Below are 14,896 nucleotides of genomic sequence, written 5' to 3' on the forward strand. Positions count from 1 at the left end.
GTGGCGGGCGGCCGCGTGACAGGAATGCCCCGCCTCGACAAAGCGCGCCACTCGGCGGCGCAGATCCAGCGAGTAGGACTTGGTCATCGCTCATCTCCTCCCAGAAAGAGGGCTGAGACAAGTGAATCACGAAGCCGCCGCGCCGCATAGCCCCAAGGACTCCGTCAGAACTGCCGTTGCTCTAGAGTGCTGGTCGCCACCGCCACGTTTCGACGCATCGCCAATCCCGGACTCGGGCCTTAACGGAGATGGTGAAGAGTTCTTAACCATCCGCCTGTATGGTCCCGCCCCATGATTACTGCATCTCTCCAGCGCGGCATCGCCGCGGGCATCCTTTCCGCCATATTCGTCATCGGAACTGGTCCTGCAGCCCTGGCCCAGTCCCAGCGTGGGCAGCAATCGACGCGTCCGGCTGCCGCCAAACCGGCGCCGGCGGCAAAGCCCAAGCCTGCTCCGGCGGCCAAGACCAATGCGGCCAAGCCTGCAGCCGCAGGAGCCGCGGCCGGGGCGGCAGCTGCCGCCAGGCCGGCTCAGGCGGCGACGGGCCCGGGCGGCGCCTCGCTCCTCACATCCTATGGCGATTGGGGCGTCTATACGGCCCAGACCGGCCGCTCCAAGATCTGCTATGCCCTGAGCCAGCCCAAGGACCGGTTGCCGAAGAACGTGAACCGGGATCCGGCCTATCTCTTCGTGTCGTTCCGCCCGGCGGAGAACGTGAAGAACGAGGTCGCCCTGGTGCTCGGCTTCAGCGCCAAGGAGAACGGCCCGGCCGAGGCTGCCGTCGGCAATGCGTCCTACGCGCTGATCACCAAGGCGACGAATGCCTGGCTCAAGAACCCCGCCGAGGAGGGCCAGGCCATCGCCACCATGGCCCGAAGCGGAAACGTGACCGTCAAGATGCAATCGGCCCGCGGCTCGAGCCTGACGGACCGCTATTCCCTCAACGGATTCAGCAAAGCCCTGGAGCACGCCCGCAAGGAATGTGCGTCCTAAAAGAAGCATCCCGAGCGGTTGAAAAGACGAATCTCAATATGCATGTTCCGGGCCTTAAGCCCGGAATTTTGCGTTGTGAGGCTCACGTTTCCGACGCAATCGTGTTATAAGACCCGTTCATTCCCAACAACGAGGCTGAATTTCCCATGGCGACGGTGCTCGACATCGCCAAGCGTAACCCCAATGCGGCGCCCGTAACCGTCAGCGATGCTGCGCGTGCGGCCGGGTTCATCGAAAAGACGGCGGAGCTGAACGTGGCGGCGGGGGCCGCCCCCGGCGGCGCGTCGCTCGTCGGCCTCACCCGCGACCAGCTCAAAGATTCGCTTGCCGCCATCGGCGTGGCCGAGCGCGAGCTCAAGATGCGCGTCGCCCAGCTCTGGCATTGGATCTATTTCCGCGGGGCGAAAGACTTTGCCGAGATGACCAATGTGGGCAAGGAGCTGCGCGCCAAGCTGGCGGCCGCTTATACGCTCGCCCGCCCGCAGGTGGTCTCGGAGCAGGTCTCGAAGGACGGCACCCGCAAGTGGCTCATCCGCATGCCCTCCACCGGCCCGCTCGACAAGGGCGCGGAGATCGAGTGCGTGTACATTCCGGAGGTCGACCGCGGCACGCTGTGCGTGTCGAGCCAAGTCGGCTGCACGCTCACCTGCTCCTTCTGTCACACGGGCACCCAGCGCCTCGTGCGCAACCTGACGTCGGCCGAGATCGTGGCGCAGCTCATCGTCGCCCGCGATTCCATCGGCGACTGGCCCGACGCCACCCCGCCGGAAGGCGCCTTCGTGCCCACCGACGGTGGACGTTTCGTGTCCAACATCGTGTTCATGGGCATGGGCGAGCCGCTCTACAACATCGGTGACGTGGTCGCGGCCATCGACGTCATGTCGGACGGCGAGGGCCTGACCTTGTCGCGCCGGCGCATCACCGTCTCGACCTCCGGCGTCGTGCCGCAGATGGAGCGCTTAGGCAGCCAAGCCAACACCATGCTGGCGATCTCGCTCCATGCGGTGCGTGACGAGCTGCGCGACGAACTGGTGCCGATCAACCGCAAATACGACATCAAGCAGCTGCTCGATGCCTGCCGCGCGTATCCGGGCCTGTCGAACGCCCGCCGCATCACGTTCGAATACGTGATGCTCAAGGGCGTCAACGACTCGGATGCGGATGCCCGCGAACTCGTGCGCCTCTTGAAGGGCATCCCCGCGAAGATCAACCTGATCCCGTTCAATCCCTGGCCCGGCTCGAAATACGAGTGCTCGGACTGGGAGCGGATCGAGCGCTTCTCCGAGATCGTCTACCGCGCGGGCTATGCCTCGCCGGTGCGCACCCCCCGCGGCCGTGACATCCTCGCCGCCTGCGGCCAGCTCAAGAGCGAGACCGAAAAGCTGCGCGCCCGCGCCCGCATGATGGCCGAGCAGGTCATCGGGGCCGAAGGCATCTATGCCCTGAGGGACGGAGAGTAGCGCTCCGACGTTCCACGCCTTCGCTCAGAAGAGAGTCATCCCTCTCCTCGTCATGGCCGGGCTTGTCCCGGCCATCCCAATCGGAAAAACGTGACGCTTCAATTCATCGGGATCACCGGCACAAGGCCGGTGATGACGGAGGAGGAAGCGGAGCATTCCCTATGCGTTGTCCCGCACCGCCTGCGCGCGTTTGCCCGCCTGCGAGACGCGCCCGGCGTCCATGGGATTGACGATCCGCTCGCGCCGGGTGCTCGGGTTCTTGCGCATGCCTTTCCGGGCCGTCCGCCCGGAATTGGGGTGCGCCGGCGCCTCCGCGCCCTGTCGCAGGGCGAATGCCCGGCGGGCGTTCGCCCGGAACTCATCCGCTTTCCGGTGCATGCGCTCGCTGTTGATCCGGGTCAGGGCCTCGCCCAGGATTCCCGCCTTCTGACGGTTTCCGGCGTCCTGCTTCTCGAAAGTCGTGGCCTGCCGGCCCTTGCCGCGGACGTCGCGGCGCTGGCGATGGGCGATGTCCCGGGCCCGGTCGCGCCGCTCCCGCAGGCGCTGGGTCAGGTCCTTCAGTGCAGCGTCGTCCAGCTTGCCCAGAACGGGATAATGGGTCTGCTCGACGAGGGTATATTCCTCGTCTGTCATGAGCCGCCGCTCGTCCAGCTTCGACGTCGCCATCGCGTCCTCCTCCTGCATGGATGCCCGCCGCCCGGTTCCTTAAGTAGCGCATCGCTCGGCGAAGGAAACCGAACCGTTCCGAGGAGGCCTCTGGCGGGGCGATGCGAACTTTGCCACTATGCGCGGACATGATCCGCTGGCTTCTCCTGATCCCCTTCGCGCTCCTCATCGCCATCGGCGCGAGCGGCACCTTTTTCCTCATCGCCACCATCGTCGATCCGGTCATGGCGGTGCTGACGGGGGACACGCTCTTCGTCGGCTTGTGGTCGCTGGTGGACGCGGTATTTGCCGCGGAGGATCCCGGGCCCATCGTGGAGGACGCGTTCCTGGCCGTCGGCCGGATCGTCTTCACCCTGCTCGTCTTCCCGCCGCTGATGATCGCGATCATCAGCGAGGTGCTGGGTATGCGCAGCCTCCTCTGGCACGCGCTCGCCACGGGCATCCTCACGGCGGCCGTGCCCTTCATCCTGCGCGGATCTGCGCGGATCGCCTCGCCGGCGGAACTGCATGTCAGTGTTGTGCTCGGACTCACCGGTGCGGTTGCCGGCCTCGTCTATTGGGCGATCATCGGAGGGCGCGAGCCCAGGCGGCCCAATCCTACCGCGCCGTTGTCAGGATCTTGATCGCGAAGACCGAAAACAGGCCGGCGAAGGAATAGTCGATTCCGCGCATGAATTTCGGGTGCCCGCGCAGGAGTGCGATTACCTTGTCGGCGCCCAGGATCATGAGCGCGCCCATGGGCGCGGTGAGCGCGATGAAGTACAATCCCAGAAATACGAGCTTGTCGGCCGCATGCGGATCGGCCGTGTCGACGAATTGCGGCAGGAAGGTCACGAAGAACAGAACCACCTTCGGGTTCGTGAGGTTGATGCCTACTCCCATGAAGAAGGTCTTCCAGAACGGGATCTCCGCCCGTCCCTCTTCTTTCACATGCAGCGCCGAGCCGTTGCGCACGGCATCGAAGGCCATCCACAACAGATAGAGTGCACCGACGATTTTCAGCACCGTAAATGCCGTAACGGAAGCGGCCAGCAGGGCCGAGAGACCAAGCGCCGCAAGCAGGGTATGCACGCCGCATCCGGTCATCGCACCCAGCATCGAGGCCATGCCGGCCTTGCGTCCGCCTGCCATGGTCTTCGCCAGGAACAGGCTCATGTCGGGGCCCGGGGTGATGAAGAGCAGGATCGCGGCCAGAGTATAGGTGAGCAGGGTGCTGACGTCGGGCAGGAAGGTCATGAGGAGGATCCGGTCTGTATCCCGGCGGGATCATGCCTCAATCCCATGTGTACGGCCACTGAAAAGCGGCTTGTTGAAACGCCACCCCTGCTCCATGTGTTGATCCCAGCAAAGGTTCGAAAAACCGAATCGCGGGAAGGACCAAGATGAAGGCTTTGCTTTCGAGGATGCACGTGGCGCTGGCCGGCATGATCCTGGCATTCGGCCTGTCCGCCTGCGGCATCAACAACGTCCCGACCCTGCAGGAACAGGCCAAGGCCGCCTGGAGCGAGGTGCAGAACCAGTACCAGCGCCGGGCCGACCTGATCCCCAACCTCGTCGAGACCGTGAAGGGCTTCGCCCAGCAGGAGCGCGAGGTGCTGACCCAGGTGACGGAAGCTCGGGCAAAGGCGACGCAGGTCCAGGTCGATGCCTCCACCGTCACGGACCCTGAGAAGTTCAGGCAGTTCCAGGAGGCGCAGAATCAGCTCTCCGGCGCGCTGGGCCGGCTGCTGGCCACCGTCGAGCGCTATCCGGAGCTGAAATCGAACGCCAACTTCCTGGCCCTGCAATCCCAGCTCGAAGGGACGGAGAACCGCATCGCGGTGGCGCGGCGCGATTACATTGCGACGGTGCAGGCCTACAACACGGAGCTGCGCACCATCCCCGGCCGCTGGATCGCCTCCATCGTCTATCCCGACGCCAAGCCCATGGAGACATTCACCGCCACGGCCGGCTCCGATCGCCCGCCGGAGGTGAAGTTCTGACGTGCTTCGTCCGATGAAGGGCGGCGCTTCCTCCCTGCGCTTCTCGGTTTGGCAGAGGGTCATCGTGGCGCTCGTCGCCATGGTCTTCCTTGGGTTCGGCCCCGCCCTCGCCCAGACCTTTCCGCAGCTCACGGCCCGCGTCGTCGATACGGCGAATCTCCTGAAACCCGAGGAGCGGGCGGCCCTCGAAGCGAAATTGAAGGCCCACGAGGACAAAACCACCGATCAGGTGGTGGTCGCGACATTGCGCTCCCTCGAGGGCTACGAGATCGAGGATTATGCCAACCGTCTCTTCCGGCACTGGCAGCTCGGCCAGAAGGGCAAGGACAACGGCGCACTGCTCCTCGTCGCGCCGCAGGAGCGGAAGGTGCGCATCGAGGTGGGCTACGGGCTGGAAGGTGCGCTGACGGATGCGCTCTCCAAGGTCATCATCACCACGGCCATCGCGCCCCAGTTCCAGAAAGGCAATTTCGCCGGCGGCATCGATGCAGGCGTCGATGCCATGCTGTCGATCCTCACCGGCGACGCCGAGGAATGGCATCGCCGGGCCGAAGTGCGCGAGGACAGCTCCACGAGCATCGATCCCATCATCGCCTTCGTCATTCTCCTGATCCTGTTCTTCCTGATCTCGCGCCTGATGGGATCGGCCCGGGGGCGCGGGGTCAGGCGGGGCCGCCGCGGCCCGTGGATCGTCACTCCCGGCGGATGGTCCGGTGGAGGGGGCTGGTCCGGTGGCGGGGGTGGATGGTCCGGTGGGGGCGGCTTCTCGGGAGGAGGCGGCTCGTCGGGCGGCGGCGGCGCTTCGGGGAGCTGGTAGATGATTTCAAACGACGATCAGATGCGGCTCGCCCATGTGATCAGCGACGTGGAGGACAATACCTCCGGCGAGGTCGTGCTCGTGATCGCCGAGCAGGCGGGCCATTACCGCGCCATCCCGCTGCTCTGGGCGCTTCTCGCGGCTCTGGTCACGCCGTGGCCGCTGATCTGGCTGACATCGATCAGCACATCGCGGATCTTCCTGATCCAGCTCGTGGTGGCGCTGACCTTGAGCCTCGTTCTCTCCTGGCCGAAGCTGCGCTATGCCCTCGTGCCGCGCTCGATCAAGCGCGCCCAGGCCCACGAGGCCGCCTCGCGCGAGTTCCTGCGCCGGGGGCTTACCCGCACGCGGGAGAAGACCGGCGTGCTGATCTACCTGGCGCTCGCCGAGCACCATGCCGAAATCCTGGCCGACACGGGCATAATGGACCGGCTGGATGCGGGATTATGGGCCGACGTCGTTGCGGAACTGACCGCTGCGATCGGAGACGGGCGCATGACGGAAGGATTGGTCGAGGCTATCCGTCGCACCGGCGCGATCCTGGCGGAGCAGGCCCCTCCCCGCCTCGATGACGTGGACGAGCTGCCCAACAAGGTCATCATTCTGATGTGACTATAGGCCGGGACCTTTCGCGGCGCCCAGGATGATGCCGGGCCGGGACGCATCGGTGCTCTGCAGCAGCACCACATAGGCGTCCCCGCCGCTGCGTGCGGTTTCGAGTGGCACCTCGAAGCGGGCCGAGCCGCCGAGCCATTCGCCGACGCGCGTCAGGCCGCGCACCACATTGGCATAGGTGATCGTCTTGCCGCGGTTTTCGCCGCGCTCAATCGGCACCGTCTGCGTCTTCAGGACGGGCAGCACCCACAATTCAGCCGAACGCTGCGCAGTGTCCGGGGTCTCCTCGACGGCAATCGTCACCGTGCCGTTCTGCTCACCCACGGTCACGTTCACCGGCAGGGTCTTGCGGCCCTTCGAGGTATATTGGATGGCCTTCTCGATCTGGTCCCGGTCGGAGCCGATGCAGGATTTCTTGCCGTTGACGATCATCTGCGGCGTGAAGACCTGCCGGTCCTTGCGGGAATGAGCGTAGGCCTTCTGGCGCTCGGTGAAGGCCACGTGGGCGAGTGTGTCCTTCCAGCCGAGATAATCCCAATAATTCACGGGCATGGACAGGGCGATGATGTCCGGCTGGCGGGAATACTCGACCAGGAGTTCATCCGCCGGCGGGCAGGAGGAGCAGCCCTGGCTGGTGAACAGCTCGACGACCGCACGCGGGGGATCCGCCAGAGCAGGCTGAAGGAGGGCGGCCAGACCGAGGGCCGCCAAAGTCAGTATCAAACGGGACGCCATGGTGCCGCCATGGAACACGAAATCGACCTCAAGGGAAACTCACGTTACCTTGAACGGTGGCCGGAACCCGCCAGCGGCGGTGCATCCACAGCCATTGCTCAGGATATTCCCTTACCCATTCCTCTACGACGGAGGTCATGGCCTGCATGGCGCCCTGCACGTTGATCTGCCCGTCGGGATCGCGGGGCAGGTCGAGTGGCGGGGTGAGCTGCAGGCGGAAGCGGTGGTTGGGCAGACGGATCACCCGCACGCCGTGAACCGGGCAATCGAACCGGCGGGCGAACTTGCCGAGGATCGGATTCACCAGGGCCGGGCGGCCCATGAAGTTCACGATCACGCCTCGGGTGAAATGCTGGTCGATGAGCATGCCGAGGTGGCCGCCCTTCTCAAGCGCCCCCTGCATGGCGAAAGCCGCACCCTGGCGGGCCGCCTCCAGATTGCCCATGGTCTCGCTGCGGATCTCATGCAGGACGCGGGCGATGGCCGGATCGTTGGGCGCGCGGAACACCGCCGTGGTGTCGAGCCCGAAGCGTGCGGCGCAGATGGCGGGCAGCTCCCAATTGGCCAGATGGGCGGAGAAGATGAGCCCGGGCTTGCCATCGTCCCTCAGGCTGAGGAAGTGATCGATGCCGTCGACCTCCGTGCGGCCGGGTATCGTGCTGTCCGGATCGAAATCGAACAGGCGGCCGAGATGGGGATATTCGCCGCCCGTGCGGCCGAGATTGTCCCAGGCGGCAAGCGCGATCGCCTTCACCTCGGCGTCCGGTTTCTCCGGATAGGCGGCACGGATATTGGCGAGAGCAGTCCTGTGAGGCTTCAGGAAAGGGCCGATCCAGCGGGCGAGGGCCGCCCCGACCGCGCCTGAGCGCTCGGGCCCTAGAGCCCGCGACAGAGCAAAGACGCCGCGCACGACGCCGACCATGACCGTTCCAATGAGACGCGAGGCGAGATTCCGGGAACGGTGGGGCTGCTGCACGTCGGTGAAATCCTGGCACGATGAGCCGGCACAGGGCCGGTGTTAAAAAGAAAAGGCCCCGCGTCTTTTTCGCGGGGAGCCCGTTTCGTCAAGATCTGTAGCTGCGCGGCCGTTTGTACCAGAGGCCGGGTCAGAAAGTCACGACGACCTTGCCGAAGACCTTTCGGCCTTCCAGCCGCTCCAGCCCCTGTCGGAACTCATCGAGGGGGAAAACCGCGTCGATGACCGGCGTCATGCCTTGCGCCATCTTCTCCAACGACTGCGCGATGTTCTCGATCCGGCAGCCGAAGGATCCGAAGATCCGGTACTGCTGCTGGAACAGCTGCATCAGGTTCATGGTCGTGGAGACTCCGCTCGTCGAGCCGCAGGTCACGAGGCGCCCGCCGCGCTTGAGGCAGAGCAGCGAGCCGTTCCAGGTCTCGGCGCCCACATGCTCGAACACCACGTCGACGCCCTTGCGCTTCGTCAGGCGCCGCACCTCGCCCTCGAAGCGCTCGGTGCGGTAGTTGACGACGTAATCGGCGCCGAGCGCCTTCGCCTTCTCGCCCTTCTCGTCATCGCCCACTGTCGTGTAGACCGTGCAGCCGATGGCCTTGGCCATCTTGATCGCCGCCGTGCCGATGCCCGAGCCGCCCGCATGGACGAGGATCGACTCGCCCAGCTCCAGCTTGGCGTTGTCGAAGAGCATGTGCTGCACGGTGCCGAAGCCGATCGGCGCGCAGGCCGCCTGCTCGAAGGAGACGCCCTGCGGCACCGGAATGACCAGCCGCTCGGGCCGGTTGATGAGCTCACGAGCGAAGCCATCGATATGGAAGCCCATGATGCCGGCGACGTTCTCGCACAGATTGTCCCAACCCTTTCGGCAGGCCTTGCAGTGGCCGCAGGTCTCGGCCCCGTACATGGTCACCGGATCGCCCGCCTTGAACCGGGTTACGCCCTCGCCCACCGCGGCGATCTCGCCCGAGGCTTCGACGCCCACGGCCTGAGGCATCTTGCGCTTGGCAAAGGCCATGCCGCGAAAGCCCCAGACATCAAGGAAATTGAGGGCCAGCGCCTTCACCCGCACCTGCACTTCACCGGGAGCCGGTACCGGGGGAGGTTCCATTTCGGTGATGCGAAGGTCACGGTCGCCGAAGAGCTGAAGGGAGCGCATGAAAACCAATCCTGGTCGTGTGACCGCCTGCGTCTCAAAGTGCAGCGTTCACAGAGAAATTCTTTTCCGGCGGCTTAAAGGGCTGAGGGGCGGATGACAAGTTTTGTGTCATTTCCCGGCCGGAGCGGGAAAGACGCTCCATCATCGTCCGCAGCGCTTGTCAGTGGATCCCCTCTTGGCCTTTCGGCCGCCGGGACGACACCCTCCAGGTCATGGCCGGGCTTGACCCGGCCATCCCGATAGGAAAAGCGCGGCGTTTCAATCCATCGGGATCACCGGCACAGGGCCGGTGATGACGTGAGAGGTATCATTCTCTCGCAAAGCATCAGCGCCGAGGTCGACAGGGGAGACTACCGATGCACACCCAGCATCGAAGTCAGGCCGCCGTCGATGGGGAGCACTGCGCCGGTGATGTAGGCGGCAGGCTCGCTCAGGAGAAATGCGGCGAGGCCCGCGATCTCCTCCGGCTTGGCGAAGCGCCCGGCCGGGATCTGCTTCTCCATGTTTTCACGGTAGGCCGCATAAGGGGCCATCATGTCCGTGTCGATGAAGCCCGGCGCGATCACGTTGACGGTGACACCGCGCTTGGCGGTCTCGACGCTGAGCGTGCGGCAGTAGGAGATCAGCGCGCCCTTGGAGGCCGCATAGGCCGCATTGCCGGGATTGCCCTGGAGCGCCGCGACGGACCCGATGGTGACGATGCGACCGGCCTTGGCGCGGATCATGCCGCGCATGAGCGCCTTGGCGATCCGGGTAAGCGACCAGAAGTTCACCTGCATGGCGGCTTCGGCCTTGTCCTGCTGCATCATGGCGGCGAGCGCGTCGTAGGGCTGGCCCGCATTGTGCACGAGGCCGAAGAAGTTCTCGCCCTCCATGGTCTCGCAGAAGGCTTCCAGGGCCGCCTTGTCGGCAAGATCGACTTCATGCGCCGCAATGGTGCGGCCAGGGTTCGCCTGCATCAGCTCCTCGGCCAGCGCCTTCGCGGCATCGCCGGAGGAGCGGTAGGTGAAATCGACATCGTGGCCAGCCGCAACCAGCGCCCGCACGATGGCGGCGCCCACACCCTTAGCCCCGCCCGTCACCAGAACCCGGCTCATATCTAAGCCCCTTTCGGCTCGGCCCCGAAGACGAGGCAGGTGTTCTGGCCGCCGAAACCGAAGGAATTCGAAAGCACGTAGTCCACTTTCGCATCGCGGGCGACGTTCGGAACCACGTCGAGCGGGATCGCAGGATCCGGTACCTGATAGTTGATTGTCGGCGGGATGCGGCCGGTGGCGAGAGTGAGCAACGACATCACTGCCTCGACCGCACCGGCGGCCGTGAGAGTGTGGCCGATCATCGACTTGTTCGAGGAGATCGGAAGATTGGCTATGCGCTCGCCGAACACAGCGGTGCAGCTCATGGCCTCCATCTTGTCGTTCTCCGGCGTCGAGGTGCCGTGGGCGTTGATATAGTCGATGTCCTCAGGGACAACGCCCGCATCCTCGAGCGCCTGGCGGATCGCTGTGATGGCGGGCATGCCGTCAGGCGAGGAGCGGGTACGATGGAACCCGTCGCCCTTCTCGCCGCAGCCGAGCACATAACCGAGGATCTTGGCGCCGCGCGCCCTGGCGCTTTCCGCGTTCTCGAGCACGAGGGCCGCGCCGCCCTCGCCCATGACAAAGCCGTCGCGGTTCTTGGAGAAGGGCTTCGAGGCGCCTTCCGGGTTCTCATTCTGGGTCGAAAGCGCCGAGAGCAGCGAGAAGCGGATGAGCGATTCCGGATTGACCGAGCCATCGGTGCCGATGCAGAGCGCCGCATCCGTCTCGCCCCGACGGATGGCTTCGACGCCGAGCTGGATCGCGGTGGCGCCGGACGAGCAGGCGGTCGAAAGCGAGATCGGCGAACCCCTGGTGCCGAAACGATTGGCCACCCGGTCGGCAACGGTGCCGAAGATGAAGAGGTCGTGCCAGGGCTTGAACTCGCCGGAAGCCGCCGCCTTCAGGAGGTCCTTGTACGTGACGTCCCCCTCCTGACCAGACGCCTTGGCCAGCGCTTGGCGCTGCGGCCATTCCATCTCGACTGGAGGCACGGCGATGAAGAGTGCCCCGGGAAAATCCTCTTGGGCGAGGCCCGACTGGCCGACGGCTTCCTCCGCCGCCAGCATGGCGAGGCGCTCGGAAAGCATGGGAGCGCAGAAGGGCTCCACATCGACCGTGTCGATGGTGCCGGCAATGGTGGTGCGCAGGCCTTCCGTGGGGAAGCGGTTGATACGGTGGATGCCGGATTTGCCGGCCGTGAGTGCGGCCCAGGTGTCGTCCTTGCCCTGGCCCAGGGATGTGACCGTGCCCATGCCGGTGACGGCGACGAGCGGGCGACCCTGTTTATCGCGAAGCGCCATAGCCTTCTCCTCAAGCCTTGGTGAGCCGGATGGCGCCTTCGCCGCGCCAGTGACCGACGGAGGTGACGAACGCCTCGCCTGCTTTTCCTTGTGCGATCAGACCGGCGGCCAGCGCCACGCCGGTGGGGGCCTGGGCTTCCATCATATGGCCGACGAGATCGCCGGTGGCGTGAACCGCCGCACCCGGCGCGATGTCCTTGAGCGCCGCCTGCTCCTCGTCCGTGATGCCCTTGATGCCGGTGGCACCGGAGATCACCACGTCGGGCTTGGCTCCGAGCCGCTTCGACAGAGCGTGGAGCGCCCCCTCGATGCTGCCCGCCCTGCGGCGGGAGCGGTCGGAGGCAATGCCCGCGATGGCGGCGAGCGGCTTTGCGCCGCGTGATGCCGCATGCTCTCGGGATTCGAGCACCATGAAGCAGGCACCGGATCCGAGGATCATGCCACCGCCGTCGGCTGGGCGTTCCCGGACCGGGCGGTACGGCTTCTTCCAGAGGAAGCCGCCCATCTCGTAGATCAGGAGCACGTCGGCCCGCTCGGCATTGTAGGCTCCGCCGACGAGGAAGATGTCATCCTGCCCCGATGCGATCCGCTCGCGGGCGATGCGGATCGCATCGACGCCGCTCGATTCCTCACCCATGAAGGTGCGTGAAGCTCCCGTCACGCCGTGAACGATGGAAATGTTGCCTGCCAGGAGGTTCGAGAGCTGCGCGAGAAACAGGGTCGGGCGCAGGTCGCCCATCAGGCGCTCGTTGAGGAAGACGCCCGGGTTCCCGGCCTTCGCCAAGCCGGTGAGGATCTGCCCGTCGACCGCGTAGTCCCGCTCGCCGCCGCCGGCGGAGACGATGAGCTGCATGCGGCTCTTCAGGGCGGCGTCCTCCTTCGCACCCGCCGCGTCGAGGGCGAGACCTGAGGCATAGCAGCCGAGCTTCTGCCACGCCTCCATCTGGCGCTGGTCCGATTTCTTCGGGATCTGCCGGTCCCATTCCAGGGCCGCGACCGGATGGACCGGGAACGGCTCGAAGGTCGTGGCATCCGTGTTCGGAGCGCCGCCGCCCAGAAGCGCCGTCAGATGCGCCTCCAGGCCCTCCCCGGCGCTGGAGACCAGCCCGATCCCCGTAACGACGACATCCCGCATCAAACAGCCTCCTCCAGGAGGCCGATGCGCCTGGCTTGCGCGCGCATCAGGCCGTCCATGCCTTCGGGGAAGGGCATGATCCGGAAGCGCAGCTCCGCGTCGCAGATCGGCTTGCCCTCGGCCATGATCCTGGCCTTGGTCACCGCGTAGCCCGAGCCCTCGTGCTCCAGCTGCGCCGTGACGGTGAGCACCGTACCCGGTCCGACGAACGTGCGAAAGCGCGCCTTGTCGACGCCCATCAGGAACGGCATGTGGGAAAAGCCCATGAGGCCAAGCATGAGATAGCCGGAGGCTTGGGCCATGGTTTCGGTCAGAAGAACGCCAGGGACGAGGGGATGGCCGGGGAAATGCCCTTCGAAAACCGGGCTTTCCATCGGCACGGTGGAGGATACCTCGATCCGCTTGGTCTCGCGGTCGAGGTTCGTCACCAGGTCGATCATTTCAAAATATTCGAGGCGCATTTTTTTGCGGAACCTGTTCCCCCTTCCCTTGTGGGGAGGGGCTAGGGGTGGGGGTGCCAGCGCTGAACCGGACAAGCGTGGCGCTTACACCCCCACCTCCAACTCCTCCCCACAAGGGAAGGAGGGCTGCGTCGCGCCTGCCATCCGGGCTGGCATATCGAAAGGCCTACGGAGCCTACCCGCCAGGATGGAGTTCTTATGATATTAGGCCTGCTTGGCGGCCACGAGGGCGTCGATGCGCGCCACGAGGTTCTTCAGGACGAAGTACTCCTCGGCAGGAGCCTTGCCCTCGTTCACTTCCTGCGTCCACTGCTCCAGAGGCAGCTTGATCCCGAAGGCCTTGTCGATCGCAAATGCGATATCGAGGAAGGCCAGGGAGTCGATGCCGAGATCCTCGATGGCATGGCTCTCGGGCGTGATCTGCTCGCGCGGGATATCGGCGGTCTCTGAAATGATGCCGGCGACGGTCTCGAAGGTGGACGACATGACGCCGCTCTCCTGAACTGCTTGTTGATCTCAACGATCCAGCGCCGGCAAGCTCTCAAGGCCCGGTGTCCAGCCGCTCTTTTCGTCGAGGAGGGTTGTTTCGAAACGCACCCCTTACACGACCGGCCGCAGGGCGGCAACCGATTGGTTGCATCTCCGGGGACCCGTTTCGGCCCAAGCGTCGGAATTTCACCTGCGGCAACTACTTAAAAGGCAAGCGATTGATTAATCGGCTCCTATCGCCGATAAGGGCCACCTTCGGTCGCAAACCGAATTATCTTACATTTAGACAGATTGCTTGGATCGACGTGTTCAACAGGTTTCTCAAGCCTGAAATCCGCTATGCCCGCCGCATGGCCCGCATCGCGCGCTGGGACAGGCCCGTGGAGGGGCTGTCCGGCCGCCTGCGCGCCTGGGCGAACATGCTGCTCGTCGATCATGGGGTCTTCCGCCTCTTCTACCTGAACAAGCACCGGGTGACCGACCGCCTGTGGCGCTCGGCCCAGCCCGCTCCGCACCAGATTGCCGTCCTCAAAGCCGAGGGCGTGCGCACAATCATCAACCTGCGCGGCGGCCGCGAGCACGGTTCGTGGCAGCTTCAGAAGGAGACCTGCGAGCGGCTCGGCATCCATCTGGAGGAGTTCATCGTCCGCTCGCGAGGGGCGCCGGACCGGGAAACGCTGCTTTCCGCCAAAGAATTCTTCGACAAGATCGAGTACCCGGCCGTCCTGCACTGCAAGTCGGGCGCGGACCGGGCGGGCTTCGTGGCGGCCCTCTACCTCGTGGTCTACGAGGGCAAGTCCATCGACGAGGCCCAGCGCCAGCTCTCCGTGCGTTTCGGCCATTTCCGCTTTTCGAAGACAGGCATCCTCGACGAATTCTTCGATCTTTACCGGCGAGAGGGCGAGGCCAAGGGCATTCCGTTCCTCACCTGGATCGAGACGCGGTACGACGCCGAGGCCCTGGAGCGGAACTTCCGCCCGAGCTTCTGGTCGAGCCTCCTCGTCGACAGGATCATACGGCGCGAGTAAGGCCGG

General features: G+C 65.3%; 17 protein-coding genes. 7 read left to right on the plus strand and 10 right to left on the minus strand.

Going from position 1 to position 14,896, the window contains the following annotated elements:
- Nucleotides 1-291: 291 nt before the first annotated feature.
- On the plus strand, nucleotides 292-993 hold the full coding sequence (locus KHP60_RS20655) for a hypothetical protein (protein ID WP_213566189.1): 702 nt from the start codon (nucleotides 292-294) through the stop codon (nucleotides 991-993).
- A gap of 146 nt (nucleotides 994-1,139) precedes the next feature.
- A complete protein-coding gene (rlmN, locus tag KHP60_RS20660) occupies nucleotides 1,140-2,453 on the plus strand; it encodes a 23S rRNA (adenine(2503)-C(2))-methyltransferase RlmN (protein WP_249688980.1) in 1,314 nt (437 codons plus the stop codon).
- A 159-nt stretch (nucleotides 2,454-2,612) separates the two neighbouring features.
- Here rlmN and KHP60_RS20665 read toward each other — a convergent pair whose 3' ends face one another.
- The gene (locus tag KHP60_RS20665) at nucleotides 2,613-3,119 is read right to left on the minus strand and encodes a hypothetical protein (RefSeq protein ID WP_213566190.1); all 507 of its coding nucleotides are present in this window, start codon (nucleotides 3,117-3,119) and stop codon (nucleotides 2,613-2,615) included.
- A 128-nt stretch (nucleotides 3,120-3,247) separates the two neighbouring features.
- On the opposite strand from KHP60_RS20665, the gene KHP60_RS20670 reads away from it, so the two are divergent.
- The gene (locus KHP60_RS20670) at nucleotides 3,248-3,742 is read left to right on the plus strand and encodes a hypothetical protein (RefSeq protein ID WP_213566191.1); all 495 of its coding nucleotides are present in this window, start codon (nucleotides 3,248-3,250) and stop codon (nucleotides 3,740-3,742) included.
- Here KHP60_RS20670 and KHP60_RS20675 read toward each other — a convergent pair.
- Nucleotides 3,717-4,355 (minus strand): LysE family translocator, encoded by a 639-nt coding sequence (locus KHP60_RS20675; RefSeq protein WP_213566192.1) that lies wholly within the window; start codon nucleotides 4,353-4,355, stop codon nucleotides 3,717-3,719. The genes KHP60_RS20670 and KHP60_RS20675 overlap by 26 nt on opposite strands.
- Nucleotides 4,356-4,501: 146 nt before the next feature.
- Between KHP60_RS20675 and KHP60_RS20680 the strand changes: the two genes are divergently transcribed.
- The 3 genes from KHP60_RS20680 to KHP60_RS20690 are packed head-to-tail and all read left to right on the plus strand — an operon-like array spanning nucleotide 4,502 to nucleotide 6,530.
- Entirely contained in the window at nucleotides 4,502-5,101 is a 600-nt protein-coding gene (locus KHP60_RS20680; RefSeq protein ID WP_213566193.1) for a LemA family protein, read from the plus strand.
- A 13-nt stretch (nucleotides 5,102-5,114) separates the two neighbouring features.
- Nucleotides 5,115-5,918 carry a YgcG family protein gene (locus KHP60_RS20685; protein ID WP_213566226.1) on the plus strand — a complete coding sequence of 268 codons (804 nt, stop codon included), beginning with the start codon at nucleotides 5,115-5,117 and terminating at the stop codon, nucleotides 5,916-5,918.
- On the plus strand, nucleotides 5,919-6,530 hold the full coding sequence (locus tag KHP60_RS20690) for a TPM domain-containing protein (RefSeq protein WP_213566194.1): 612 nt from the start codon (nucleotides 5,919-5,921) through the stop codon (nucleotides 6,528-6,530).
- Here KHP60_RS20690 and KHP60_RS20695 read toward each other — a convergent pair whose 3' ends face one another.
- From KHP60_RS20695 to KHP60_RS20730, 8 genes are all read right to left on the minus strand, one after another.
- The gene (locus KHP60_RS20695; RefSeq protein WP_249688981.1) at nucleotides 6,531-7,268 is read right to left on the minus strand and encodes a thioredoxin family protein; all 738 of its coding nucleotides are present in this window, start codon (nucleotides 7,266-7,268) and stop codon (nucleotides 6,531-6,533) included.
- Nucleotides 7,269-7,296: 28 nt separating this feature from the next.
- Nucleotides 7,297-8,244: a lipid A biosynthesis lauroyl acyltransferase gene (locus tag KHP60_RS20700; RefSeq protein ID WP_311925217.1), complete on the minus strand. Its 948-nt coding sequence runs from the start codon at nucleotides 8,242-8,244 to the stop codon at nucleotides 7,297-7,299.
- Nucleotides 8,245-8,374: 130 nt separating this feature from the next.
- The gene (locus tag KHP60_RS20705) at nucleotides 8,375-9,397 is read right to left on the minus strand and encodes a zinc-binding dehydrogenase (RefSeq protein WP_213566196.1); all 1,023 of its coding nucleotides are present in this window, start codon (nucleotides 9,395-9,397) and stop codon (nucleotides 8,375-8,377) included.
- Nucleotides 9,398-9,747: 350 nt separating this feature from the next.
- On the minus strand, nucleotides 9,748-10,494 hold the full coding sequence (locus KHP60_RS20710; protein WP_213566197.1) for an SDR family NAD(P)-dependent oxidoreductase: 747 nt from the start codon (nucleotides 10,492-10,494) through the stop codon (nucleotides 9,748-9,750).
- Between the two features lie 2 nt (nucleotides 10,495-10,496).
- Nucleotides 10,497-11,777 carry a beta-ketoacyl-ACP synthase gene (locus KHP60_RS20715; protein ID WP_213566198.1) on the minus strand — a complete coding sequence of 427 codons (1,281 nt, stop codon included), beginning with the start codon at nucleotides 11,775-11,777 and terminating at the stop codon, nucleotides 10,497-10,499.
- Nucleotides 11,778-11,787: 10 nt separating this feature from the next.
- Entirely contained in the window at nucleotides 11,788-12,912 is a 1,125-nt protein-coding gene (locus tag KHP60_RS20720; protein WP_213566199.1) for a beta-ketoacyl-ACP synthase, read from the minus strand.
- Nucleotides 12,912-13,373, minus strand: coding sequence for a 3-hydroxyacyl-ACP dehydratase FabZ family protein (locus KHP60_RS20725; protein ID WP_213566200.1), 462 nt, complete (start codon nucleotides 13,371-13,373; stop codon nucleotides 12,912-12,914). Before KHP60_RS20725 ends, KHP60_RS20720 begins: the two co-directional genes overlap by 1 nt.
- Nucleotides 13,374-13,577: 204 nt before the next feature.
- Complete coding sequence (locus tag KHP60_RS20730) at nucleotides 13,578-13,859, minus strand: acyl carrier protein (protein ID WP_009490841.1); 282 nt, start codon at nucleotides 13,857-13,859, stop codon at nucleotides 13,578-13,580.
- A 308-nt stretch (nucleotides 13,860-14,167) separates the two neighbouring features.
- Between KHP60_RS20730 and KHP60_RS20735 the strand changes: the two genes are divergently transcribed.
- Complete coding sequence (locus KHP60_RS20735; RefSeq protein WP_213566201.1) at nucleotides 14,168-14,890, plus strand: fused DSP-PTPase phosphatase/NAD kinase-like protein; 723 nt, start codon at nucleotides 14,168-14,170, stop codon at nucleotides 14,888-14,890.
- Nucleotides 14,891-14,896 lie beyond the last annotated feature (6 nt).

It is taken from the genome of Microvirga sp. 3-52 (genome assembly GCF_018383585.1).
Classification (GTDB): Bacteria; Pseudomonadota; Alphaproteobacteria; order Rhizobiales; family Beijerinckiaceae; genus Microvirga.